The sequence below is a fragment of the Streptomyces sp. NPDC029292 genome (genome assembly GCF_055569295.1).
The window spans coordinates 95,621-118,168 of record NZ_JBVHXR010000005.1; the positions used below are offsets into that span (position 1 = coordinate 95,621).

Annotated in this window: 25 protein-coding genes, 2 tRNA genes and 1 pseudogene; 14 read left to right on the forward strand and 14 right to left on the reverse strand. The window is 68.4% G+C overall.

The window, feature by feature from the left end; translation table 11 throughout:
* Positions 1–168: 168 nt before the first annotated feature.
* A complete protein-coding gene (locus ACZ4WS_RS13840) occupies positions 169–540 on the reverse strand; it encodes a winged helix-turn-helix transcriptional regulator (protein WP_467980144.1) in 372 nt (123 codons plus the stop codon).
* A gap of 136 nt (positions 541–676) precedes the next feature.
* On the opposite strand from ACZ4WS_RS13840, the gene ACZ4WS_RS13845 reads away from it, so the two are divergent.
* The gene (locus ACZ4WS_RS13845; RefSeq protein ID WP_467980145.1) at positions 677–1,339 is read left to right on the forward strand and encodes an FMN-dependent NADH-azoreductase; all 663 of its coding nucleotides are present in this window, start codon (positions 677–679) and stop codon (positions 1,337–1,339) included.
* 98 nt (positions 1,340–1,437) lie between these two features.
* On the opposite strand, the gene ACZ4WS_RS13850 is transcribed toward ACZ4WS_RS13845, so the two are convergent.
* The gene (locus tag ACZ4WS_RS13850) at positions 1,438–1,872 is read right to left on the reverse strand and encodes a MarR family winged helix-turn-helix transcriptional regulator (protein WP_467980147.1); all 435 of its coding nucleotides are present in this window, start codon (positions 1,870–1,872) and stop codon (positions 1,438–1,440) included.
* A gap of 75 nt (positions 1,873–1,947) precedes the next feature.
* A complete protein-coding gene (locus tag ACZ4WS_RS13855) occupies positions 1,948–2,517 on the reverse strand; it encodes an MmyB family transcriptional regulator (RefSeq protein ID WP_467980149.1) in 570 nt (189 codons plus the stop codon).
* On the opposite strand from ACZ4WS_RS13855, the gene ACZ4WS_RS13860 reads away from it, so the two are divergent.
* Complete coding sequence (locus tag ACZ4WS_RS13860) at positions 2,516–2,704, forward strand: acyl carrier protein (protein ID WP_467980151.1); 189 nt, start codon at positions 2,516–2,518, stop codon at positions 2,702–2,704. The genes ACZ4WS_RS13855 and ACZ4WS_RS13860 overlap by 2 nt on opposite strands.
* Before the next feature lie 245 nt (positions 2,705–2,949).
* On the forward strand, positions 2,950–3,582 hold the full coding sequence (locus ACZ4WS_RS13865; protein WP_467980152.1) for a TetR/AcrR family transcriptional regulator: 633 nt from the start codon (positions 2,950–2,952) through the stop codon (positions 3,580–3,582).
* 220 nt (positions 3,583–3,802) lie between these two features.
* Here ACZ4WS_RS13865 and ACZ4WS_RS13870 read toward each other — a convergent pair.
* Positions 3,803–3,888, reverse strand: a tRNA-Leu gene (locus tag ACZ4WS_RS13870).
* A 421-nt stretch (positions 3,889–4,309) separates the two neighbouring features.
* Here ACZ4WS_RS13870 and ACZ4WS_RS13875 point away from each other — a divergent pair.
* From ACZ4WS_RS13875 to pknB, 6 genes are all read left to right on the forward strand, one after another.
* Entirely contained in the window at positions 4,310–5,164 is an 855-nt protein-coding gene (locus ACZ4WS_RS13875; protein ID WP_467980154.1) for an FhaA domain-containing protein, read from the forward strand.
* Positions 5,165–5,174: 10 nt separating this feature from the next.
* A complete protein-coding gene (locus tag ACZ4WS_RS13880) occupies positions 5,175–5,696 on the forward strand; it encodes an FHA domain-containing protein FhaB/FipA (RefSeq protein ID WP_467980155.1) in 522 nt (173 codons plus the stop codon).
* Positions 5,697–5,786: 90 nt separating this feature from the next.
* Positions 5,787–7,355, forward strand: coding sequence for a Stp1/IreP family PP2C-type Ser/Thr phosphatase (locus tag ACZ4WS_RS13885; RefSeq protein ID WP_467980531.1), 1,569 nt, complete (start codon positions 5,787–5,789; stop codon positions 7,353–7,355).
* A gap of 26 nt (positions 7,356–7,381) precedes the next feature.
* Positions 7,382–8,827: an FtsW/RodA/SpoVE family cell cycle protein gene (locus ACZ4WS_RS13890; RefSeq protein ID WP_467980157.1), complete on the forward strand. Its 1,446-nt coding sequence runs from the start codon at positions 7,382–7,384 to the stop codon at positions 8,825–8,827.
* Positions 8,824–10,311, forward strand: a complete 1,488-nt coding sequence (locus ACZ4WS_RS13895) for a peptidoglycan D,D-transpeptidase FtsI family protein (RefSeq protein WP_467980159.1) — start codon at positions 8,824–8,826, stop codon at positions 10,309–10,311. Before ACZ4WS_RS13890 ends, ACZ4WS_RS13895 begins: the two co-directional genes overlap by 4 nt.
* 170 nt (positions 10,312–10,481) lie before the next feature.
* Positions 10,482–12,461, forward strand: a complete 1,980-nt coding sequence (gene pknB, locus ACZ4WS_RS13900) for a Stk1 family PASTA domain-containing Ser/Thr kinase (protein ID WP_467980161.1) — start codon at positions 10,482–10,484, stop codon at positions 12,459–12,461.
* Between the two features lie 140 nt (positions 12,462–12,601).
* Here the strand turns inward: pknB and ACZ4WS_RS13905 are convergent, their stop codons facing one another.
* The 6 genes from ACZ4WS_RS13905 to ACZ4WS_RS13930 all read right to left on the reverse strand — a co-directional run bounded on the left by ACZ4WS_RS13905 (position 12,602) and on the right by ACZ4WS_RS13930 (position 17,134).
* Positions 12,602–13,264, reverse strand: coding sequence for a class E sortase (locus ACZ4WS_RS13905; protein ID WP_467980533.1), 663 nt, complete (start codon positions 13,262–13,264; stop codon positions 12,602–12,604).
* Between the two features lie 166 nt (positions 13,265–13,430).
* Positions 13,431–14,747: a class E sortase gene (locus ACZ4WS_RS13910; RefSeq protein ID WP_467980163.1), complete on the reverse strand. Its 1,317-nt coding sequence runs from the start codon at positions 14,745–14,747 to the stop codon at positions 13,431–13,433.
* Positions 14,744–15,382 (reverse strand): aminodeoxychorismate/anthranilate synthase component II, encoded by a 639-nt coding sequence (locus ACZ4WS_RS13915; RefSeq protein ID WP_467980164.1) that lies wholly within the window; start codon positions 15,380–15,382, stop codon positions 14,744–14,746. Before ACZ4WS_RS13915 ends, ACZ4WS_RS13910 begins: the two co-directional genes overlap by 4 nt.
* Positions 15,379–15,540: a hypothetical protein gene (locus ACZ4WS_RS13920; protein ID WP_046727640.1), complete on the reverse strand. Its 162-nt coding sequence runs from the start codon at positions 15,538–15,540 to the stop codon at positions 15,379–15,381. Before ACZ4WS_RS13920 ends, ACZ4WS_RS13915 begins: the two co-directional genes overlap by 4 nt.
* Positions 15,541–15,571: 31 nt before the next feature.
* Positions 15,572–16,330 carry a class E sortase gene (locus ACZ4WS_RS13925; protein WP_467980165.1) on the reverse strand — a complete coding sequence of 253 codons (759 nt, stop codon included), beginning with the start codon at positions 16,328–16,330 and terminating at the stop codon, positions 15,572–15,574.
* Positions 16,331–16,354: 24 nt separating this feature from the next.
* Positions 16,355–17,134, reverse strand: a complete 780-nt coding sequence (locus tag ACZ4WS_RS13930; protein ID WP_467980167.1) for a DUF881 domain-containing protein — start codon at positions 17,132–17,134, stop codon at positions 16,355–16,357.
* A gap of 142 nt (positions 17,135–17,276) precedes the next feature.
* On the opposite strand from ACZ4WS_RS13930, the gene crgA reads away from it, so the two are divergent.
* Positions 17,277–17,531, forward strand: a complete 255-nt coding sequence (gene crgA / locus ACZ4WS_RS13935; protein WP_189187114.1) for a cell division protein CrgA — start codon at positions 17,277–17,279, stop codon at positions 17,529–17,531.
* A 255-nt stretch (positions 17,532–17,786) separates the two neighbouring features.
* On the opposite strand, the gene ACZ4WS_RS13940 is transcribed toward crgA, so the two are convergent.
* Positions 17,787–18,701, reverse strand: coding sequence for a rhomboid family intramembrane serine protease (locus ACZ4WS_RS13940; RefSeq protein WP_467980168.1), 915 nt, complete (start codon positions 18,699–18,701; stop codon positions 17,787–17,789).
* Positions 18,702–18,812: 111 nt separating this feature from the next.
* On the reverse strand, positions 18,813–19,346 hold the full coding sequence (locus ACZ4WS_RS13945; protein WP_467980170.1) for a peptidylprolyl isomerase: 534 nt from the start codon (positions 19,344–19,346) through the stop codon (positions 18,813–18,815).
* A 396-nt stretch (positions 19,347–19,742) separates the two neighbouring features.
* Here ACZ4WS_RS13945 and ACZ4WS_RS13950 point away from each other — a divergent pair, with 396 nt between their 5' ends.
* Complete coding sequence (locus tag ACZ4WS_RS13950; RefSeq protein ID WP_467980172.1) at positions 19,743–20,432, forward strand: DUF5324 family protein; 690 nt, start codon at positions 19,743–19,745, stop codon at positions 20,430–20,432.
* Between the two features lie 126 nt (positions 20,433–20,558).
* On the opposite strand, the gene ACZ4WS_RS13955 is transcribed toward ACZ4WS_RS13950, so the two are convergent.
* Positions 20,559–20,780 carry a hypothetical protein gene (locus ACZ4WS_RS13955; RefSeq protein WP_467980174.1) on the reverse strand — a complete coding sequence of 74 codons (222 nt, stop codon included), beginning with the start codon at positions 20,778–20,780 and terminating at the stop codon, positions 20,559–20,561.
* Positions 20,781–21,058: 278 nt separating this feature from the next.
* Between ACZ4WS_RS13955 and ACZ4WS_RS13960 the strand changes: the two are divergent.
* Positions 21,059–21,213, forward strand: a pseudogene (locus tag ACZ4WS_RS13960) (NAD(P)H dehydrogenase); the annotation flags it as partial.
* On the forward strand, positions 21,165–21,458 hold the full coding sequence (locus ACZ4WS_RS13965) for an aromatic-ring hydroxylase C-terminal domain-containing protein (RefSeq protein ID WP_467980175.1): 294 nt from the start codon (positions 21,165–21,167) through the stop codon (positions 21,456–21,458). The pseudogene ACZ4WS_RS13960 and the gene ACZ4WS_RS13965, both read left to right, overlap by 49 nt.
* Positions 21,459–21,703: 245 nt before the next feature.
* On the opposite strand, the gene ACZ4WS_RS13970 is transcribed toward ACZ4WS_RS13965, so the two are convergent.
* Positions 21,704–21,776: transfer RNA gene (locus ACZ4WS_RS13970), tRNA-Ala, on the reverse strand.
* Between the two features lie 183 nt (positions 21,777–21,959).
* On the opposite strand from ACZ4WS_RS13970, the gene ACZ4WS_RS13975 reads away from it, so the two are divergent.
* Complete coding sequence (locus ACZ4WS_RS13975; RefSeq protein ID WP_005482990.1) at positions 21,960–22,508, forward strand: helix-turn-helix domain-containing protein; 549 nt, start codon at positions 21,960–21,962, stop codon at positions 22,506–22,508.
* Positions 22,509–22,548: the final 40 nt, after the last annotated feature.

Consider the following 22,548-nt stretch of genomic DNA (forward strand, 5'->3'; position numbering starts at 1 on the left):
CTCGTGATGACCGTACAGCCGGTCGTCGAGACGCGTCAGACCCTGTGGATAACTCCAGAGTCACAGTCACAGTCACGGCCACAGAACCGGGCTACTTCGCCCCGGAGTTCGTGTCGGAGTTCGTCCCGGACCTCATGCCGGACCTGATGCCGGACCTGATGCCGGAGTTCATCCCTCGCCTTGCCCGGGACACGGGCCGCGCTCCGGCAGGTACCTCTCCGCCCAGGACCCGAGCTCCTTGAGTGCGGGTTCCAGCGCGGCGCCCGCCTCCGTGAGGCCGTACGAGACCCGCAGCGGGGGACCTTCGTCCACCTCGCGCACGACCAGTCCCGCCGCGCCGAGTTCGGTGAGCCGGTCCGAGAGCATCCGTTCGCTGATGCCGGGGATCGCTCGGCGCAGCTCGGCGAAGTGGACGGGGTGTTCCAGCAGCACGGCCACGATCAGGCCCGTCCAGCGCTTTCCGAGCAGCTGGAAGACGCGGGTCATGCCGTCGTCGACCTTCTGACACGGCCCCGCTTCGTGGCTTCCCCGTTCTGCCATGGGTCCAGGGTACTGGATCCAGGGAAGGGGATGAAAAAAAGTAAGTAGCTGTGTTATCTCTAGTCGAGTATGAAAAAGAAGCCCACAGCCCACCCCGGGCTCGGGTTCCCCCACCCCGCTCACCTGGAGAGCCCCGATGGCCACCCTTCTCCACATCGACTCGTCCGTGTTCCCGGGCTCCGCCTCCGCTTCCCGCGCGGTGACGGACGCCTTCCGCAAGGCCTGGGAGGAGCAGCACCCGGAGGGCACGGTGATCTACCGCGACCTCGCCGCGAACCCGGTGCCGCACATCAGCGCCGACGCCCACCTCGCCGGTTTCGCCGCCCCGGACACGCACACTCCCGAGCAGGCCGCCGCCTTCGCCGAGCGCGTGAAGCTCATCGAGGAGCTGGAGGCGGCGGACGCGATCCTGATCGGCGCGCCGATGTACAACTACGCGATCCCCTCGACCCTCAAGGCGTGGCTGGACAACGTGGTCCTCATGGGCCGCACCGCCATGAACGAGGAGTCGAAGGTCAAGGGCACCCCGGTCACCGTCGTCGCCAGCCGCGGCGGCTCCTACGCGCCGGGCACCCCGCGTGAGCCCTACGAGTACGTGCAGAACTACCTGACGGCCATCCTGCGCGACGCCCTCGTCCTGGACCTCGACTTCATCGTCCCCGAGCTCACGATGGCGCCGCACAACCCGGCGATGGCCGAGCTGGTTCCCCTCTTCGAGGCCTCCCGCACCAAGGCCCTCGACGAAGCGGCCACCAAGGCCAAGGAACTCGCCGAGCGCCTCGCCTCCGACGCCGCGTAAGCCCAGTAAACCCAGTAAACCCAGCAGGCCTATCAAGCCCAGTAAGCCCAGTAAGCCGGCAGGACTACTAGGCCCAGCAGGCCCACTGAGCCCGGTAACTAACCCAGCCCTCCCTCACTGAGGAGAGCCACACAGCGGCCCAGCAGGTTCTTCAGCTGGGCCGCTTCCTCCTCGGTGAACTCCCCCGCCAGCGCCCGCTCGACGCGCACGGCCCGCCCGTCCGCGTCGGCCATGACGGCGGCGCCCCGCTCCGTGAAACGCGTCTCCAGCACGTTCTTGTGCCACTCATGAGGCGTCCGCTCGATGAGACCGCGCTCCTGAAGGTTCTTCAGAACCGTGTTCATCGTCGGCGCGGTCACGCCGCAGGCCCGCGCCAGCGCGGCGGCCGAGATGCCGGGACTGTCCGAGAGGCACAGCAGCGCCGCGTACTGCGGCACGGTCAGCCCGGCCGGCTTCGGCGCGGCGGACTTGGCCGCGCCGAGGGCCTGTTCGGCACGCTTGATGTGGGAACCGAGGCGCTCGGTCACGTGCATGGGGTGGTACCTCCGCGGGCGCTCCGGGTGGATTCCAGGTGGATGAGGGGCCTGTTCAGTGGATGAGGGGCCCGTTCAGTCGACGCCGCGCACGATGTGCGGGTCCACGCCGTCGTCGTCTTCCGGGACCGGGCGGGGATCCCCGGACCGCGCGAACTCGACCGGCCACACGAACCCTTCGTCCACAGGCGTGTACGTGAGCAGCATCTGGTCGGGGTCGTCGGCCGGGACCAGCGTTTCGAGGCAGACCCTGACCGTCCCGCTCCTGGGGTGGCGCAGTGTCCTGGTGCCGTACGGCCGTCTGCGTACCGCCTGACTGGACCAGAGGCGTCCGAAGTGGCCGCTGCGGCGAGTGAGTTCGTCGACCAGCTCGGTCAGGCCGGGGTCGCCCGGATGCCGGGCGGCGTAGGCGCGCAGGGCGCCCACCACTTCCTCGGCGGCCGCGCGGTTGACGTGCGGCGGGGCGCCGCCGCCGTGGCCGACGAAGACGAATCTGGCGAAGTTGCGGGCGCCGGGCGGCAGGGCGGCGAAGTCGGCACCGTCCCCGGCACCTGAAGCCGCCCCCGTACAAAAGTCCACGACGGCCGGAGAGAACGGCGACCTCGGCCCGAGGTTCCTGGAGATCGTCGCCGACCTGCTCGGCATGGACGCCGCCCGCCTCGACGTACGCAGACGGCTGGGCGACTACGGACTCGACTCCCTCTCGGCGGCGCAGCTCCGCGGACGCGTCCGCGGAGAGCTGGACCGTGACATACCGCTGTCCCGTCTCCTGGGGAAGGACAATTTGAAGACACTTGCCGCGTCCCTCGCCGACGCGTCCGCAAGCAGCTGACCTGCGGGGGCCGGTCGGAACGGATTGCTCCGCAGCTGCCCGTCCGGCCCCCGACGGCCACCAAAGATGAACTATCACTCATTCATAGATCGTGATACACGTGTATGAGTGCCTGCACTATCGGTCTGCCTTTTCCCCACCGAGGATGGCCCCGGGCTCCGCCTCCATCCCCAACGACGTCGAACGCGATGCCACCAGGGTTCAGGAACCGGCAGGAACGGCATCGTGGGCGACAGGAGTTACACATGGGCGACACACAGACCACCCCGGCACCCCCCTCCCAGGGGCGGCGCGAACGCAACAAGCTGAGAGTGAAGAACCGCATCTACGACGCGGCGTTGGAACTGTTCACCCGCCAGGGATACGACCAGACCACCGTCGACGAGATCACCGAAGCCGCGGACGTGGCGCGCGGCACCTTCTTCAACCACTTCCAGCGCAAGGAAGACCTCATCGCGGCCTGGGGGGAGAAGCGCCGCGAACAACTGCGCGGCGGCCTCGCCGCCGAGGGACTCACCCCCGGCTCCGAGGGCGGCGAGAGCACCCGGCGCACCCTGCTGCACTGCATGGGCCTCCTCGCGGAGATCAGCCTGCGCGACAGCGACCAGACACGGGCCCTGCTCGCGGCCTGGGTCAAGGCGGGCTTCCCGCTCTACGAGCAGCCGTACGTCAGCCAGATGTTCACCGAGTTCATCGAAGCGGGCCGGAAGAGAGGCGAGGTCCCCGACACCGTCGACACCCGCATCGTCGGCTACGTCCTGCGCGACGTGTATCTCGGGACGCTCTACCGGTGGGCCCAGCCCGACGCACGGATCGACCTGAAGGCAGAACTCCAGGCGGTCTGCCGCACGATCCTCGACGGCGCCCTCACCCGATAAGGGCGTCCTCCCCGGGCCGTCTCCCCCACCCGGGAGACGGCCGGCGAACCGTCGAGGAGAGCGACATTCACCACTGTGATTGTCCTCACCAGAACTACCGGGACCACGACGGCGACACCACGGCCGGATCCGGCTGGGACACCACGGCCGGGACGGCCGGGACACCGTGTCCCGAACAACGCGAAAGCCCCGCAGGTCAAAGACCTGCGGGGCTTCCAGCTGGTGCGCGAGGGGGGAGTTGAACCCCCACGCCCTTGCGGGCACTGGAACCTGAATCCAGCGCGTCTGCCATTCCGCCACTCGCGCATTGAGTGTGTCGTCCGTCTCCCACCGAGTGGTGCGAGCGCCTGGCGACATGCAGAAGATTAGCACGGTGCGAGGGGCGGAATCACATCCCTTTCCCACGCCCACCAGCCCCTGCGCCGCCGCACGTATCAACCAGAACCGGTTCACGTATCAACCTCGTACCGGTCCTGCCCATCTCCCCAGGAGCCGGACGGGCCGCACAGTCAGGTGCGGGACACTGGTCGTGGGCCGCCTCTACGATCCTTGGCAGGAGCAGTACCGCCAGGAGTTCGAAAAGGTGCCCCAGAGGGAACTTCGGAGGGGACTTCGGAAGCCGTCGACAACCCGTCGACCGGGCCGACAGGGGGAACCAGCCGATTTCCCGACGCGTGGATACGATCAGTAAGCAGTACCAGGACGGTCACGAAGGAGGAGGTGCCCCATGGGAGTCCTGAAGAAGTTCGAGCAGCGTCTCGAAGGTCTGGTCAACGGCACCTTCGCCAAGGTGTTCAAGTCCGAGGTCCAGCCCGTGGAGATTGCCGGCGCACTCCAGCGCGAGTGCGACAACAACGCCACCATCTGGAACCGCGACCGGACCGTCGTACCCAATGACTTCATCGTGGAGCTCAGCGCGCCGGACTTCGAGCGCCTGAGCCCCTACTCGGGCCAGCTCGGCGACGAGCTCGCCGGCATGGTGCGCGACTACGCGAAGCAGCAGCGCTACACCTTCATGGGCACCATCAAGGTCCACCTGGAGAAGGCGGACGACCTCGACACCGGTCTGTACCGGGTGCGCAGCCGTACGCTCGCCTCCTCCAGCAACCAGCAGGCTCCCGAGCGCGCCCCCGCGGGCCCCGCACCGGCGGCCCCGCACGGCCAGGGCGCCCCGGGTGGCTACGGCTACCCGCCGGCGGCCGCTCCCCCCATGCCGTCCGCGCCGCCGCCCGGCGCACGTCCCGGCCCCGCGCCCATGAGCCAGCGGCCCGGCGCGCCCGCGGCTCCGCAGCCGGGCGCCCGTATGCGGCACTGGATCGAGATCAACGGCACCCGCCATCAGATCTCCCGCCCGACGCTGGTGCTGGGCCGCAGCACGGAAGCCGACGTGCGGATCGACGACCCCGGCGTATCCCGCCGGCACTGCGAGATCCGGACCGGAACGCCCTCGACGATCCAGGATCTCGGGTCCACCAACGGCATCGTGGTGGACGGGCAGCACACCACCCGCGCTACGCTCCGCGACGGCTCGCGGATCGTCGTGGGCAGCACCACCATCATTTACCGGCAAGCCGAAGGGTGAAGCGGGGGCAATGTCAGAGCTGACCCTCACGGTCATGCGGCTGGGTTTCCTGGCCGTACTGTGGCTGTTCGTGATCGTGGCCGTGCAGGTCATCCGCAGCGACCTGTTCGGAACGCGCGTCACCCAGCGCGGCTCGCGACGGGACGCCGCCAGGCCGCAGCAGGCGGCGCGCCAGGCCGCGCCCCCGCCGCAACGCCAGCAGGCGCCGCCGGGCGGCGGCGGCCGTCAGCGCCGCGGCGCCCCCACCAAGCTGGTCGTCTCCGAAGGCACCCTCACGGGTACGACGGTGGCGCTGCAGGGGCAGACCATCACCCTGGGCCGCGCGCACGACAGCACCATCGTGCTGGACGACGACTACGCGTCCAGCAGGCATGCCAGGATCTACCCGGACCGGGACGGCCAGTGGATCGTCGAGGACCTCGGCTCCACCAACGGCACGTATCTCGACCGGAGCCGGCTGACGACTCCCACGCCCATTCCGCTGGGCGCGCCGATCCGCATCGGCAAGACCGTCATCGAGCTGCGGAAGTAGTACGACAATGAGCGAGCGGAGCGAGCACGCAGTGGCGGTCCACACGACGGACCCCGGCGCGCTCCCGACCGGAGGGTGGGCACCGTGCGGATGTACCCGGAGCCGACGGGCGAGGTGCGCATGAGTCTGTCACTGCGCTTCGCCGCCGGATCGCACAAAGGCATGATCCGCGAGGGCAACGAGGACTCCGGCTACGCCGGTCCGCGGCTGCTCGCGATCGCCGACGGGATGGGCGGCCAGGCCGCCGGTGAGGTCGCCTCCTCCGAAGTGATCTCCACGATCGTCGCGCTCGACGACGACGTGCCCGGCTCCGACATCCTCACCTCGCTCGGCACCGCCGTGCAGCGTGCCAACGACCAGCTCAGGATGATGGTCGAGGAGGATCCCCAGCTGGAGGGCATGGGCACCACGCTCACCGCCCTGCTGTGGACGGGCCAGCGCCTCGGCCTCGTCCACGTCGGTGACTCCCGCGCCTACCTGCTGCGTGACGGCGTACTGACGCAGATCACGCAGGACCACACCTGGGTGCAGCGCCTCGTCGACGAGGGACGCATCACAGAAGAGGAAGCCACCACCCACCCGCAGAGGTCCCTCCTCATGCGCGCTCTGGGCAGTGGCGAACATGTCGAGCCCGACCTCTCCATCCGCGAAGTCCGCGCCGGCGACCGGTACTTGATCTGCTCCGACGGACTGTCCGGGGTCGTCTCCCATCAGACGATGGAGGACACCCTCGCCAGCTACCAGGGCCCGCAGGAGACCGTGCAGCAGCTGATCGAGCTCGCGCTGCGCGGCGGCGGCCCGGACAACATCACGGTCATCGTGGCCGACGTCCTCGACATCGACGGCGGAGACACCCTCGCCGGGCAGCTCTCCGACACCCCGGTCGTGGTGGGCGCCGTCGCCGAGAACCAGCACCAGCTGCACGACAACGGCGCGATGCAGACGCCCGCCGGCCGCGCCTCCAGCCTCGGCCGCCCGGTCCCCGGACAGGGCGGTGGCGAATTCGGCCCGCCCGGCAGCGGCGACACCACCGGTTACGTGCCCACGGGCGGCTTCGGCGGCTACTCCGACGAGGACTTCATCAAGCCGCGCGCCGGACGCAAATGGCTGAAGAGATCCCTCTACATCGTGCTCGCGCTCGCCGTCATCGGCGGCGGCCTGTACGGCGGCTACCGCTGGACGCAGACGCAGTACTACGTCGGCAGCAAGGGCGAGCACGTCGCGCTGTACCGGGGCATCAGCCAGGACCTGGCCTGGGTCTCGCTCTCGAAGGTGGAGAAGGACCACCCCGAGATCGAACTCAAGTACCTGCCGCCGTACCAGCAGAAGCAGGTCAAGGCGACCATCACCGAAGGCGGGCTCGGCGACGCCCAGTCGAAGATCGACGAGCTCGCCGTGCAGGCCTCCGCGTGCAAGAAGGAAGCCCAGCGCACCGCCGCCGAGAGCGCGAACAACGCGAAGACCGGTGAAGGCGAGGCCGGTGGGACCACGGGAACCACAAAGACCTCCCTGACGTCCAAGGCCACGTCGTCGCCGACGCCGACCCCGTCGACCTCGTCGCCGTCCTCCTCCAAGTCCACGACCGCACCCACTCCCACACCCGGCCCCAGCCTCTCCGACGAAGAGCAGAAGCTGGTCTCGCTGTGCGGTAAGCAGTAAGAAGCCGTGAGGGGCCCTGTCACACCATGAGCAGTAGTACGAACACGCCGACGCACAACACGTCGACCATCGGCTCGATCGGCACACCGAGCCGCCGCAACACCGAGTTGGCGCTGTTGGTGTTCGCCGTCGTCATCCCGGTCTTCGCGTACGCCAACGTGGGCCTGGCCATCAACGACAAGGTGCCGTCCGGCCTGCTGAGCTACGGCCTCGGCCTCGGCCTGCTCGCAGGCGTCGGCCACCTCGGCGTACGGAAGTTCGCGCCGTACGCCGACCCGCTACTGCTGCCACTGGCGACGCTGCTCAACGGCCTGGGGCTCGTGGTGATCTGGCGGCTCGACCAGTCGAAGCTGCTCCAGTCGATCCAGCAGGCCGGAGGCGCCGCGCCCCGCCAGCTGCTGTACACGGCGCTGGGCATCGCCCTGTTCGTTGTCGTGCTGGTCTTCCTCAAGGACCACCGCGTCCTGCAGCGCTACACCTACATCTCGATGGTCGCGGCCCTGGTGCTGCTGCTGCTGCCCCTCGTGCCGGGTCTGGGCGCCAACATCTACGGTGCCAAGATCTGGATCTCGGTCGCCGGATTCTCCATCCAGCCCGGTGAGTTCGCGAAGATCGTCCTCGCGGTCTTCTTCGCCGGCTACCTGATGGTCAAGCGCGACGCGCTCGCCCTCGCCAGCCGCCGCGTGATGGGCCTGTACCTGCCGCGCGGGCGCGACCTCGGTCCGATCCTGGTCGTCTGGTTCATCTCCATCCTGATCCTGGTCTTCGAGACCGACCTCGGTACGTCGCTGCTGTTCTTCGGCATGTTCGTGATCATGCTGTACGTCGCCACCGAGCGGACCAGCTGGATCGTCTTCGGTCTGCTGATGTCCGCGGCCGGCGCCGTCGGCGTGGCCACCTTCGAACCGCACATCCAGACGCGTGTCCAGGCCTGGCTCGACCCGATGCGCGAGTACACGCTCAGCCAGGCCGGGACCCACGACGGTGTCATCCACTCCGAGCAGGCCATGCAGGCTCTGTGGGCCTTCGGCTCCGGCGGCACCCTCGGCACCGGTCTCGGCCAGGGCCACTCCGAGCTCATCCGGTTCGCCGCCAACTCCGACTTCATCCTCGCCACCTTCGGCGAGGAGCTGGGCCTCGCCGGAGTCATGGCGATCCTGGTCCTCTACGGCCTGATCGTCGAGCGCGGCATCCGTACGGCCCTCGCGGCCCGCGACCCCTTCGGCAAGCTCCTCGCCGTGGGCCTCTCCGGTGCCTTCGCCCTCCAGGTCTTCGTCGTCGCCGGCGGCGTCATGGGCCTGATCCCGCTGACCGGTATGACCATGCCGTTCCTCGCGTCCGGCGGTTCCTCGGTCATCGCCAACTGGGCGCTGATCGCCATCCTGATCAGAATCAGCGACACCGCGCGCCGCCCGGCGCCCGCCCCCGCCCCGAACCCCGACGCCGAGATGACCCAGGTGGTCCGCCCGTGAACAAGCCCCTGCGCCGGATCGCAATCTTCTGCGGGCTCCTCGTCCTCGCCCTGCTCATCCGCGACAACTGGCTCCAGTACGTCCAGGCGGACACCCTGAAGTCCGACCCGAAGAACCGCCGCGTCGCCATCGCCCGCTACGCCACACCGCGCGGCGACATCATCGTCGACGGAGACCCGATCACCGGGTCCAAGAAGACCTCCAGCGACAGCTACAACGACTTCCTGTACAAGCGCACGTACAAGGACGGCGCGATGTGGGCGCCCGTCACCGGATACGCCTCCCAGGCCTTCGGCGCCTCCCAGCTGGAGAGCATCGACGACGGCATCCTCACCGGCAACGACGACCGGCTCTTCTTCCGCAACACCCTGGACATGATCACGGGCAAGAAGAAGCAGGGCGGCAACGTCGTCACCACCCTCAGCAGCGCCGCGCAGAAGGCGGCCTTCGAAGGCCTGGGCGACAAGAAGGGCGCCGTCGCCGCGATCGACCCGCAGACCGGCGCGATCCTCGCGCTCGCCTCCACGCCGTCGTACGACCCCTCGACGTTCGCCGGGAACTCGACGACCGTCGACGGCGGGGCGTGGACGAAGCTCCAGAAGAAGAACGACCCCGACGAGCCGATGCTCAACCGGGCGCTGCGCGAGACGTACCCGCCGGGCTCCACCTTCAAGGTGGTCACCGCGGCAGCGGCCCTCGAGAACGGGCTGTACACCTCCGCGGACGAGAAGACCAAGTCGCCGCTGCCGTACACCCTGCCGACCACCCGGACCGAGCTGAAGAACGAGGGGAACATCCCCTGCGAGAACGCCACGATGCGCGTGGCACTCCGCTACTCCTGCAACACCGTCTTCGGCAAGATCGGCGCCGACCTCGGCAAGGACAAGATGCTGACGGAGGCCGAGAAGTTCGGCTTCAACTCCGAGCAGTTCACGCCGGTGCGCTCCAACGCCTCCGTCTTCCCCGACAAGATGGACCAGCCGCAGACCGCGCTCAGCTCGATCGGCCAGTTCGAAACCGCCGCGACCCCGCTGCAGATGGCCATGGTCGCCTCCGCGGTCGCCAATGACGGCACCCTGATGAAGCCGTACATGGTCGACAAGCTGCAGGCGCCGAACCTGGACGTGATCTCGCAGACCGAGCCCGAGAAGATGAGCCAGCCGCTCTCCTCGGACAACGCCCAGATCCTTCAGGACATGATGGAGACGGTCGTCAAGGAGGGCACGGGCACCAACGCGCAGATCAACGAGAGCGGCGTCACCGTCGGCGGCAAGACCGGTACCGCCCAGCACGGCGTCGCCAACAGCGAGAAGCCGTACGCCTGGTTCATCTCGTACGCCAAGCTCAGCGACGGCAGCTCCCCGGTCGCCGTCGCCGTGGTGGTCGAGGACGGCGCCGCCAACCGTGGCGACATCACCGGCGGTGGTCTCGCCGCCCCCATCGCAAGGGACGTGATGAAGGCAGTCATCGACAGCAAGAAGTGACCCCCGTCACGTTCCCTTCACATCGGTGCACGTTGCGATACCGGTCCTGTATCGGGTGACGGGCTTGGCCAGGTCACAGAAGCCGAGCCGGGTACGGTATGCCCGGACGGCACACCGCCGGACCACACATGCGTGCGGTCGGGACCGACGGAGAGGGCTGGTAGGTAGCTATGGAAGAGCCGCGTCGCCTCGGCGGCCGGTACGAGCTGGGCCAGGTGCTCGGCCGTGGTGGCATGGCCGAGGTCTATCTCGCGCATGACACCCGGCTCGGCCGCACCGTGGCGGTGAAGACGCTGCGAGCGGACCTCGCACGTGATCCGTCGTTCCAGGCCCGGTTCCGCCGGGAGGCCCAGTCGGCCGCCTCGCTCAACCATCCCGCGATCGTCGCCGTGTACGACACGGGTGAGGACTACATCGACGGGACCTCCATCCCGTACATCGTGATGGAGTACGTCGACGGGTCCACGCTGCGAGAGCTGCTGCACTCCGGGCGCAAACTGCTGCCCGAGCGCACCCTGGAGATGACCATCGGGATCCTCCAGGCACTGGAGTACTCCCACCGCGCCGGCATCGTCCACCGCGACATCAAACCGGCCAACGTCATGCTGACGCGCAACGGCCAGGTCAAGGTCATGGACTTCGGCATCGCCCGCGCGATGGGCGACGTCGGCATGACGATGACGCAGACGGCGGCGGTCATCGGCACGGCCCAGTACCTCTCGCCGGAGCAGGCGAAGGGTGAGCAGGTCGACGCCCGCTCGGACCTCTACTCGACCGGCTGCCTGCTGTACGAGCTGCTGACGGTCCGCCCGCCCTTCATCGGGGACTCCCCGGTGGCGGTGGCGTACCAGCACGTACGTGAGGAAGCCCAGCCCCCGTCGGTCTTCGACCCCGAGATCACGCCCGAGATGGACGCGATCGTGCTGAAGGCCCTGGTCAAGGACCCGGACTACCGCTACCAGTCCGCCGACGAGATGCGCGCCGACATCGAGGCCTGCCTCGACGGCCAGCCCGTCGCGGCCACGGCCGCCATGGGCTCGGTCGGCTACGGCGGCTACCCGGACGACCAGCCGACGACGGCCCTGCGCTCCACGGACGCGCAGGCCACGTCCATGCTCCCCCCGATGAACCCGGACGACGGCGGCTACGGCTACGACGACCGCCCCGACCGCCGCCGCCAGAAGAAGTCGAACACCTCGACGATCCTGCTGGTCGTGGCGGCCGTCCTGGTCCTCGTCGGCGCGATCCTGATCGGCAAGTGGGCCTTCGGCGGCGGCGCGACCGACAAGCCCTTCGCCGCTCCGAACTTCGTCGGCCAGTCCCTGAGCGACGCCAAAAAGATGGTCATCAACAGTGACCTCAAGGTGGGGTCGATTACCAAGAAGGCCTGCGAGGACCAGAAGACGGGCAACGTGTGCGAGCAGGACCCGGCCGCGCGCACCCAGGTCAACAAGGGCGACACGATCAATCTGGTGGTGTCCACAGGGGCGCCGAAGGTCACGGTCCCCGACGTCAAGGGCCTCACCTTCGACAAGGCGAAGTCCGAGCTCGAGGAAAAGGGCTTCGTGGTCGAGAAAGAGACCAAGGAGTCCGACCAGACCGCGGGCGTTGTCATCGCCCAGGATCCTGGGGGCGACACGGAAAAGGAAAAGGGCACGACCATCACCCTGACCGTCGCCGTCGAGAAGAAGCAGTCCGTCGTCCCCGACGTCACCGGCAAGACCTGTGACGAGGCCACGGCGCAGATGACGGCCAACACCCTCGTCGGCACGTGCACCGAGGTGGAGACCGACGACGCCAACCTGGTCGGCAAGGTCATCCAGACCTCCCCGCAGGCCAACGCGCAGGCCGACCCCGGTTCCACGGTGTCGATCCAGATCGGCAAGGCCAAGACCCAGACCGCCGTGCCGAACGTGGTCACCCAGACCGTGAAGCAGGCGAGGGAGACGCTTAAGCAGAGCGGCTTCACCAACATCACGTTCGCGAACGGCAGCGACCAGAGCGACAACGCGATCGTCATGGCCCAGGACCCGCAGCAGGGAACACAGGCGGACCCGGCCTCCACGACGATCACCCTCACCACCGTGAGCGCCAACGGCAACAACGGCGGTAACAACGGCGGCAACATCTTCGGAGGCGCCACCGGCTGAGGCATCGGCTGAAGCACCGGTTGAACAACACTGTGCCCTGCCCGGGAGTGGTTCCGGGCGGGGCACAGTGTTGTTCACTCGCTCATGCGAAGTCTCTTCGCGTCAGCGCCGTTGCCTCGCGTCAGCGCAGTTCCTTCGGTTTAGCCCAGTTCCTTCGGCGGAGTGCGGTCGCTGTCCACCTTGTCGACGCGCGCCAGTTCGCCCCAGACGACGTAGCGGTAGCGCGACGTGTAGACGGGAGTGCAGGTCGTCAGGGTGATGTAGTGCCCGGGCTTCTTCTTGCCGGACTGCTTGGGGACGGTCTGGAGGACCTTGACGTTGTACTTCGAGGTCTCCGGGAGGATGTCGTAGACCTTGTAGACGTACCACTTGTCCTTGGTCTCGAAGACGATCGGGTCGCCCATTTTGAGCTTGTCGATGTTGTGGAACTTGGCGCCGTGGCCGTCACGGTGGGCGGCGAGGGTGAAGTTGCCGTTCTTGCCGGTCATCGGCAGGGACGCCTTGACGGGGTCCGTGTAGTAGCCGGCGACACCGTCGTTGAGGACCTTGGTCGAGGTGCCCTTCTCGACCAGCACCTCGCCGTTCTTCATCGCCGGGACGTGCAGGAAGCCGATGCCGTCCTTGGTGTCCAGGGCGCCCGGACCGCCCTTGTCCGACGCCGCCCAGTTGTCGCGGACCTTGTCGCCCTGCTTGTGCGCCACGCGGTCCGCGACGACGTTCGTCCACCACAGGGAGTAGACGACGAACAGGCCGAGCACCAGACCCGCGGTGATGAGGAGTTCACCGAAGACGCTGACCGCCATCGCGATCCGGCCGGAGCCGCGGCGTCGCGGTGCGGGCGCGTCGGCGGCTGCGTCGGCGGTGTCAGCTGCGGATTCGGGTTCGGATTCGGCGCGCTCGTCGTGGTCGGTCCTCGCTGCCACTGTGCATCTGCCCCGTCTGGTCTGTCTCAGGTTGTCTCACGTGCGCTCAGCCGATGAGCGCGTCCGGCTTGCCCTTGCTGCGTGGCCGGTCCTCGACCATCTTGCCCCAGACGATCATCCGGTACTTGCTGGTGAATTCCGGCGTGCAGGTGGTCAGTGTGATGTAGCGGCCCGTGGTCGTGAAACCCGACCCCTTGGGTATCGCACCGATCACACTCGTGTTGCTCGGCGGCGTCACCGGCAGGATCGACGTCATCTTGTAGACGTAGTAGTCATCCTGCGTCTCGACCACGATCTCGTCGCCCGGCTTGAGCCGGTTGATGTACCGGAACGGCTCCCCATGGGTGTTGCGATGCCCCGCGAGCGCGAAGTTGCCCGTCTTGGCGTCCGGCATGGCCGTCTGCTCGTAGTGGCCGACCATGCCCTTGTCGAGCACCTTCGGCTTGCTGACGCCCTCGGCGATCGGCGTGACCACGTCCAGCTTCGGAATGTGCAGGATGGCGAACCCCTGCCCCGGCTCGAACGTCCCCGGGCTCCGCTTGCCGCTCGCCCAGTCCTGCTGGAGGTGGTGCGCGGCGCTGCCCGCCTGCTGGTGCGCCCGGATGTTCGACCACCACAGCTGGTAGGTCACGAACAGCAGCATCAGGACGCCGGTGGTGATGAACACCTCGCCGATCACCCGGCTCGCAATGACGGCCGCGCCGGGCTTCCGCGCCCGTGCCGCCCGCCGCGCCTCCAGACGGCTCAGAGGGGCCTCAGCGGGCTTCTCCGCCGACTCCTGGGCCTCCTGGGGCTCCTGAGCGCTTCCGCGCCTCCCGTGGCGCCTGGCCGCCTTGCGCCGGGCCGCACGGCCTCCGGGCGCGGGTATGGGCTCGCCCTCCGCGGCACTCGTCGTGCTCTCGGCTCCGCGCGGCGGGTCCGGGATCCGCAGCGCCACCGTCTCGTCGTCCAACGGCAGGGGCACGACGACCGGTTCCTCGTAGGGAGCGGCGACGGGGGCCGTGTAGGGGACGGCCCCCGGTTCCTCGTGCGCCGGATGCTCGGCCGCCCGCTCCTCGTACGGCGGGGAATGCGGCGCAGAGTACGGCGGGGAATGCGGCGGGGCGTGCGTCCCTTCGTACGACGGCTGCGCCGGCCGCCCTGGCCCGGGCTCCGGGGACCAGCCGCGGGCGTACCCCTCCGGGTCGTACCACTCCTCCTGCTGCCCCGATCGCCGCTGCCCCGGCAGGGGATCCGTCAGCGGGTCGGCGAGCTGTTCGACCGCCGCCTCGAAGGCGTCGGCGCCCTCGAACGCGTCGGCGCCCCCGTACGCGGCCTCGCCGCCGTAGGAGGAGCTGTCGCGCTCGGGGCGCAGCGCGGTCACGCCGTGGCCCTGCCCACCACCGGGGCGAGCCCCGCCGACCTCGCCACGGCCCCCTGATCGCCGCACTCCACCAGCCAGTTGGCGAGCATCCGGTGCCCGTGCTCGGTCAGCACCGACTCGGGGTGGAACTGCACGCCCTCGACGGGCAGTTCACGGTGCCTGAGGCCCATGATGATCCCGTCGTGCGTACGGGCCGTGACCTCCAGCTCGGCCGGGACGGTCTCCGGCTCGGCCGCCAGCGAGTGGTAGCGGGTCGCGGTGAAGGGCGACGGCAGGCCCGCAAAGACCCCCTTGCCCTCGTGCTCGACGAGCGAGGTCTTGCCGTGCAGCAGCTCGGGCGCACGGTCCACGACACCGCCGTACGCCACCTGCATCGACTGCATGCCGAGGCAGACGCCGAAGACGGGGACGCCGGTCGTGGCGCAGTGCCGGACCATCTCGATACAGACGCCCGCCTGCTCGGGGGCGCCGGGGCCCGGCGAGAGCAGCACCCCGTCGAAGCCGTCCTGGGCATGCGCCGTCGACACCTCGTCGTTGCGCAGCACCTCGCACTCGGCGCCCAACTGATAGAGGTACTGGACCAGGTTGAAGACGAAGCTGTCGTAGTTGTCGACGACGAGAATCCGCGCGCTCACTGGTTGTCCACCGTCACATCGTTGAAAGGAAGCAGTGGTTCGGCCCAAGGGAAGACGTACTGGAAGAGCACGTAGACCACCGCGAGGACCAGTACGAGTGAGATCAGCGCCCTCACCCAGACGTTCCCCGGCAGATGCCGCCAGATCCAGCCGTACATGCCGTCCCTTCCGTCGCCGTACCGCACCAGACTAACGGCGCAGGGCCTCCGGTTTCCCAGCCTCCACAGGCTGCGTGGAATCAAGGTGTGCCCAGACGATCAGCCGATGACTGTGCCCCCACTCCGGGTCGCACGTGGTCAGTGTGAGATAGCGGCCCGGACGCGTGTATCCGGACGCGCGTGGCACAGGATCGATCACCGCGATGTCCGTGGGCAGCGTTTTGTAGGGGCCTTTGTCGATCCGATACGTGAACCAGGTCGTCCCGTCGGTCAGCACCACCGCGTCACCCCGGCGCAGCTTGGGAAAGTCCTTGAGAGGGTCGCCGTACGTGCGCCGGTGGCCCGCGACGGCGAAGTTCCCCGTCTGCCCGAGCTGGGCCGTGCCCCGGTAATGGGCCAGCCCCTTCTTGAGGACGTCCGTGGCGGTGCCTTCGAGCACGGGCTTGTTCCACGTGAAACCAAGCCGGGGGATGTACATGATCGCGAAGGGCTTGCCGTAGGCGTAGGGCCCGGGTGACTTGGGGCTTTCCGTGACGGGGGCGGTGGTCGGGGCCTTCGACCCGGACCCGGTCGACCCGGACCCGCCCGACCCGGACCCGCCCGACCCTGATCCGGCCGACCCGGATCCGACCGCGCCCTTCGACCACTGCTCCTGGAGCTGGTCGATCTGGTGGTTCATCGCGCTGTCGGCCTTCACACCGGTCCAGAACAGCACGTAGACCACGAAGAGCACGATCAGGGTGCCGACGGTGATGCACAGTTCACTGATCGTCCTGACGACCACTCGCACCGACACAAGGTCCCCCAGCGGCAGCTACTCCACAGGCTTCGCGTAGTGGAGATCCACTGTGCCCGAGTAACCGGGAAGAGTCACCGTCCCGTCCTCGTCGACTTTCCAGCCGAGCCCGTAGACGTTGACGTACACCATGTAGTTCTGGATCGCCTTGGACGCGGCGAGCGCGTTCTGGAGCTTCTGCGGGTCACCGACAGCGGTGATCTTGTACGGGGGTGAGTAGACCCGGCCCTGGAGGATCAGGGTGTTGCCGACACAGCGCACCGCGCTCGTGGAGATCAGCCGCTGGTCCATCACCTCGATGCCCTGGGCGCCGCCCTGCCAGAGGGCGTTCACGACCGCCTGAAGATCCTGCTGGTGAATGACCAGGTAGTCGGGCTGCGGCTCGGGGTAGCCGGGCAGCTTGGCCGTGGCGTTCGGCGGGGCGTCGTTGAGCGTGACCGTGACGGCCTCGCCCTTGAGCTTCTGGGTGCCCGCGTTCTTCTCCAGCGCGGCCAGCTTGGCGTCCTCGGCCTTCGTGCTGCCGTTCTCCCGTCCGGCGAGGGTGTCGACCTCGTCCCGCAGGGTGCCGTTGGACTCGTCCAGCGACGCGTTCTTGTGGCTGCGCTCCTGGATCAGGTCGGAAAGCTTCAGCAAGGACGTATCCGTGCGGATATTGGTGCCCTTGGCCGTATTGAAACTGGTGAAGAAAATGAGGCCGGCGAGAGCGAAGACGGCTGCGGTGAGGACGCGTACGGGCCGGAAACGGCGCGTACCGGCAGGACTGGAACCCGTCCCGGGGGAGTCGGCAGAATTGCTCAACGTACCCTTATCTCCTTCGGCGCCGCGGAAGCACTACGCTAACGGACGCCCGGGGGAGCACTCAGTGTCCCCTTGTACGCTGCCCCGGAGCCCGCCCCAGTTCCCTGCGCGGCCACGCAGCGCATCGACAGGAGAGACCCTCGTGCCGAAGTCACGTATCCGCAAGAAGGCCGACTACACGCCGCCCCCGGCGAAGCAGGCGACCAACATCAAGCTGACCAGCCGCGGCTGGGTCGCACCGGTCATGCTGGCCATGTTCCTCATCGGTCTCGCCTGGATCGTCGTCTTCTATGTGACGGACGGTTCCCTGCCGATCGACGCGCTCGACAACTGGAACATCGTGGTCGGCTTCGGCTTCATCGCTGCGGGATTCGGCGTCTCCACACAGTGGAAGTAGCTCTGCCCACGGCTATCCACTGAGTTATCCACAGCGGTTTTCCACAGGTGGAAAAGAAAGACGATCTGTGGATAACCCATCTGGGGTTGACGCCGGTGTGACTGACCTACCGGCATCCGGAAGCTTGTTCGCCCCCCGCTTGACCTGGGAAAACTCGGGTCAGTGACGGGGGGCACAGCTGTTCCCGCACAGTGTGCACAAGATCCACCACGATCTGTGGACAACATCGGTTCCTCAGGTGAGCCGAGGGCGTCCTCAGGTGAGCTGAGCGGTCCTGACCAGCGTCGTGACGACCACCGCGGCCAGGACCAGGGCACACACCCCGTACTGGATCAGGGCCCGCCGCTCGCGCGGCGCGTGGACCATGGCGTAACCGACGACGACACCGGCGACGAGGCCGCCGATGTGGGCCTGCCAGGCGATGTTGAATCCGGGGCTGAAGGTGAAGATGAGGTTGATCACCAGCAGGGCGATGACCGGGCGCATGTCGTAGTTGAGCCGGCGCATGAGGACGGCGGTGGCGCCGAAGAGGCCGAAGATGGCACCGGAGGCGCCGAGCGACGGCTGGTTCGGGGCAGCGAGGAGGTAGCTGAGCGCGCTGCCCGCGAGGCCCGAGACGAAGTAGAGGGCGAGATAGCGGGCGCGGCCGAGGGCCGCCTCCAGGGGACCGCCGATCCACCACAGGCTGAGCATGTTGAACATGATGTGGATGTAGCTGCCGTGCAGGAACATCGCCGTCAGCAGCCGGTACCACTGGCCTTCCGCGACGCCTTCCAGCGGGCCGAAGGGCGTGAAGGTCGCCCGGCCGACGAGGTCGAAGCGGTCGGTGAAGGTGTCGCCGACCGACAGCTGGACCAGGAAGACCGCGAGGTTGATCCCGATAAGGATCTTGGTGACGAGCCGGGGGTCCGCGGCGATCGTGCCGCCCGCGAGGGTGCGGGGCTGGTTGGCCGCGGGGGCGTGACCGGTGCCGGAGCCGCCGCGTACGCAGTCGGGGCACTGGAAGCCGACGGAGGCGCTGACCATGCACTCGGGGCAGATCGGGCGCTCGCAGCGGGTGCAGCGGATGCCGGTCTCGCGGTCCGGGTGCCGGTAGCAGGTGGGCAGGCTCTGGGCGTCCTGCGGTCCCTGGTCACGCGGGCCCTGCGGGCTGCCTGGCGCCTGGTCCATGGGGTCCCCTCAATCGGTCGTACGCAAATGCACCGCCCCGCCCATCCTTACGGATGAACGGGGCGTTTGGTTCCCTGCGGGAGCCCTCAGGACCTTGCGGGTCTTGGGAGCTCAGCCCTCGCGGGTCTCGACGACGACCGACTCGATGACGACGTCATTGACCGGGCGGTCGGTGCGCGGGTTGGTCTGGGTGCCCGCGATGGCGTCCACGACCTTCTGGCTGGCCGGGTTCGTGACCTCGCCGAAGATGGTGTGCTTGCGGGTCAGCCAGGCCGTCGGGGAGACGGTGATGAAGAACTGCGAGCCGTTGGTGCCCGGGCCGGCGTTGGCCATGGCCAGCAGGTACGGCTTGTCGAAGGCGAGGTCCGGGTGGAACTCGTCCTCGAACTGGTAGCCGGGACCGCCGGTGCCGTTGCCCAGGGGGTCGCCGCCCTGGATCATGAATCCGCTGATCACCCGGTGGAAGACCGTGCCGTCGTAGAGCTTGTCCGTGGACTTCGCACCCGTCTCCGGGTTGACCCACTCACGCTCGCCCTTGGCGAGCTCGACGAAGTTCCGGACCGTCTTGGGCGCGTGGTTCGGCAGGAGCCGGACTTCGATGTCGCCTTGGTTGGTCTTCAGGGTGGCGTAAAGCTGCTCAGCCACGATCTGCCTTCCGTTGCCTTCTTTTGACCCCCCGATCCTTGCACGGACCGGACCGCACGTCGCCCGGCCACCACCTCTGGGCGAATATCCGGGTGTCGCGCTTGCAGAATTCCGGTCGAGTCGCCCCGGGACAGGGGCGCGGCGCGGCGATCCGTGGCATTGTCGACGACAAGCTCCCGTTGCCCCGTATTCATCCGCTATTGCATGTGATCGACACCTGACCGGCTCTCGCTCTGAGCTCACCGGAGTCAGCGCCCATGACCCGGATGCCCGCCCTCACATGCCCCGGTCGGTCCTCTCGGGCGGGCATGATCCCGCTAAGGGTGGAAAGGTGAACTGTGTGTCATTGGGGGCACTCGGACCCCCGACGTACGCCACCGAGGAGGAGGAAAACCCGTGACCCGCATCGACAGCGTGCGCGCCGCGACCGGCTCGGCGAAGGACAGCGTGCTGCACGCCGCGGAAGTGGTGGCGCCTTACGCCGACACGGCCAAGGACAGGGCCTCGCACTACGCGAACGAGGCACGCGTTCGGCTCGCACCCAAGGTGTCGCAGGCCGCCGAACAGGCCCGCGTCCAGTACGACGCCCATCTCGCGCCACGCCTTGAACAGGCACGTACGCATGTGCCGCCGAAGGTCGACCAGGCCGCCGTCCGTACCCGTCAGGCGGCTCGTCAGGCCGCCGAGTACTCCAGGCCGAGGATCGAGCAGGCGGTGGCCGCGGCCCAGCCCGTTCGGGACGAGGCCGCGTCACGCGGCGCGGCGGCGATCGCCGCGCTGCGCGGTCAGGTCTCGCCGCAGGAGATCCAGAAGCTGGCCCGTCGGCATGAGCGGCGGGCGAAGGTCGGCCGTCTCGCCAAGGGGCTGGCCCTTCTGGGGATTCTGGCGGGCGGTGCCTTTGCCGCCTGGAAGTGGTGGGACAAGCAGGCCAACCCCGACTGGCTGGTCGAGCCGCCCGCCGCGACGGAGGTATCGGCGAGCGATCGCCTGGCCTCGGTCGACGGCAGCCCTCAGTCCGACCTGGACCCCGAAGTCCGGGCCAAGGAGGCCGATGAGCAGGCGGCGAAGCGCGACGACCGCCGCTGAGTCCTGGTCCGGAACGTCAACATCGCCGTGGGGCGGGAGACTTGAGGGTCTCCTGCCCCACGGCGATGTTTCACGTGGAACATGTAGGCCGGACTCACGGCCCGGGCGGCTCCGCGACCCACCGCCCTATGCGGAGGTCAACTGTGCGGTGGATGCCGGGAAGTGAGGCACCACGTACTCGCCGAGTTCGTGCAGCACGCCTTCGACCGGCCTGCGCCCGCACTTGAGGTTGAGGACGACGTGGTGGACTCCGATGTCGCGCAGCCCCGCCAGGTGATCGAGTAGGAACCGCCGTGGGGTGCGATAGCCGAGATGAATCGCCGACGGGCGGGTGCCGGGCTGTTCCACGAGATCGACGTAGAGCGACTGGGAGACGGCTTCGCGCCGCCGCCGCTCTGCTCCAGCGCCTGCCGCCAGGCCATGGTGACCTTGCGCTGCTCGGCGAGCGGCCTCGGATGCATCAGCCAGCCGTCGCCGTGCACGTCTGCGGCATCGGCGCGGTCGTGCCCGCCGGAGGATCGGGGGCGGCTGGTCCATGACCCCGCGTGGGAGTGCGGGCCGCCTCCCGCACTCCGGGCCCGACAGCCCGTGCGGTCCGCCCACCACCGACAGGGAGCTCAACGGCCATGACCAATGTCGCCGTCATCTACTACTCGTCCACCGGCAACGTCCACCCCAGCTGGCCGACGCCGCGGCCACGGCCGCGCAGAAGGCCGGGGCGGACGTCCGGCTGTGCAGGGTCGCGGAGACGGCGCCGCAGGCCGCGATCGAGGCCAACCCCCGAAGGACATCGTCGGTCTGCTGCGCGAGGGCCGCCCGCTCCTGCTGCTGTCCGGCGAAGCCTACGCACGGTACGAGGCGGAGGCACAGGGCTGGAAGCACGTCCTACGTGTCGTGCGGACCCGCGGCGACCAGGCGCTGCCCCATGAGGCGCTGCTGATACGCCCCGACGGCCATGTCGCCTGGATGGCGAACGGTGGCGGTCTCCCGCAGAACCTGCGGGCCTGGTTCGGCGCACCACGCTGACCGGGTCCGCCCCGAGCGGCTCGGCGACGGAAGCCCGTTCCCACCCGACCACGCATTGTCACAGCGCCGCCTCCGCTTCCCCTCCTCCACACGACTCCAACGGGTCGGTGGAGGAGGGATCAACGCGCCAACGCCTTGGAATCAAAGGGCCCCGTTGCCGCCGGTGGGCACCGCCATGCCCACCGATGGGCACGAAAAATGCCCCCCAAAGCCGCGTTTTCGCAGTTCGGGGGGCATTCACCAGGTGGAGCCTAGGGGAGTCGAACCCCTGACATCTGCCATGCAAAGACAGCGCTCTACCAACTGAGCTAAGGCCCCGGAAGTGGAACGTCCGGCCGCAGGAACCACCTGCCGTCGGGCGCCGCAGACAAGAGTACCGGGTCACCCCCGGTATCTCGCAAAAAGATTGGGGGTCCCCGTGGACGACCACTCTCCGTAAGATGCTCGACGTGGTTCGCGACAGCGAACCACGGTATTTGGGGAAGCGATGGGGAGACGCGAATGGACGCCGCACAGCAGGAAGCAACCGCAAGAGCCCGGGAGCTGCAGCGGAACTGGTACGGGGAGCCGTTGGGGGCGCTCTTCCGTAGGCTCATCGAGGATCTGGGTCTCAACCAGGCGCGCCTCGCGGGGGTACTGGGACTGTCCGCGCCGATGCTGTCGCAGCTGATGAGCGGTCAGCGCGCCAAGATCGGCAATCCCGCGGTGGTCCAGCGTGTCCAGCTGCTGCAGGACCTGGCGGGGCAGGTCGCGGACGGCAGCGTCAGCGCCGCCGAGGCGACCGAGCGCATGGACGAGATCAAGAAGTCACAGGGGGGCTCGGTGCTCAGCAACACCACGCAGTCGACGACCAGTTCGGGTGCGCCCACGGTCAAGCGGGTGGTCCGCGAGATCCAGTCGCTGCTGCGTTCGGTGGCAGCCGCCGGGGACATCATCGAGGCGGCGGACACCCTCGCCCCGACCCACCCGGAACTGGCAGAGTTCCTCCGGGTGTACGGCGCCGGCCGCACCTCCGACGCCGTCGCGCACTACCAGTCGCACCAGAGCTGAGCCGACACCTCGGACACCGGGGACTCTCACGCCGGGGGGT

What these genes read in the sequence shown, in the direction of transcription:
- ACZ4WS_RS13850 (WP_467980147.1), bottom strand. Translation starts at nt 1,872, where the DNA reads ATGCACGTGACCGAGCGCCTCGGTTCCCACATCAAGCGTGCCGAACAG.
- pknB (WP_467980161.1), top strand. Translation starts at nt 10,482, where the DNA reads ATGGAAGAGCCGCGTCGCCTCGGCGGCCGGTACGAGCTGGGCCAGGTG.
- ACZ4WS_RS13855 (WP_467980149.1), bottom strand. Translation starts at nt 2,517, where the DNA reads ATGCCGAGCAGGTCGGCGACGATCTCCAGGAACCTCGGGCCGAGGTCG.
- ACZ4WS_RS13860 (WP_467980151.1), top strand. Translation starts at nt 2,516, where the DNA reads ATGGACGCCGCCCGCCTCGACGTACGCAGACGGCTGGGCGACTACGGA.
- ACZ4WS_RS13905 (WP_467980533.1), bottom strand. Translation starts at nt 13,264, where the DNA reads ATGGCGGTCAGCGTCTTCGGTGAACTCCTCATCACCGCGGGTCTGGTG.
- ACZ4WS_RS13840 (WP_467980144.1), bottom strand. Translation starts at nt 540, where the DNA reads ATGGCAGAACGGGGAAGCCACGAAGCGGGGCCGTGTCAGAAGGTCGAC.
- ACZ4WS_RS13880 (WP_467980155.1), top strand. Translation starts at nt 5,175, where the DNA reads ATGTCAGAGCTGACCCTCACGGTCATGCGGCTGGGTTTCCTGGCCGTA.
- ACZ4WS_RS13845 (WP_467980145.1), top strand. Translation starts at nt 677, where the DNA reads ATGGCCACCCTTCTCCACATCGACTCGTCCGTGTTCCCGGGCTCCGCC.
- ACZ4WS_RS13975 (WP_005482990.1), top strand. Translation starts at nt 21,960, where the DNA reads ATGGACGCCGCACAGCAGGAAGCAACCGCAAGAGCCCGGGAGCTGCAG.
- ACZ4WS_RS13875 (WP_467980154.1), top strand. Translation starts at nt 4,310, where the DNA reads ATGGGAGTCCTGAAGAAGTTCGAGCAGCGTCTCGAAGGTCTGGTCAAC.
- ACZ4WS_RS13865 (WP_467980152.1), top strand. Translation starts at nt 2,950, where the DNA reads ATGGGCGACACACAGACCACCCCGGCACCCCCCTCCCAGGGGCGGCGC.
- ACZ4WS_RS13890 (WP_467980157.1), top strand. Translation starts at nt 7,382, where the DNA reads ATGAGCAGTAGTACGAACACGCCGACGCACAACACGTCGACCATCGGC.
- ACZ4WS_RS13940 (WP_467980168.1), bottom strand. Translation starts at nt 18,701, where the DNA reads ATGGACCAGGCGCCAGGCAGCCCGCAGGGCCCGCGTGACCAGGGACCG.
- ACZ4WS_RS13920 (WP_046727640.1), bottom strand. Translation starts at nt 15,540, where the DNA reads ATGTACGGCTGGATCTGGCGGCATCTGCCGGGGAACGTCTGGGTGAGG.
- ACZ4WS_RS13885 (WP_467980531.1), top strand. Translation starts at nt 5,787, where the DNA reads ATGTACCCGGAGCCGACGGGCGAGGTGCGCATGAGTCTGTCACTGCGC.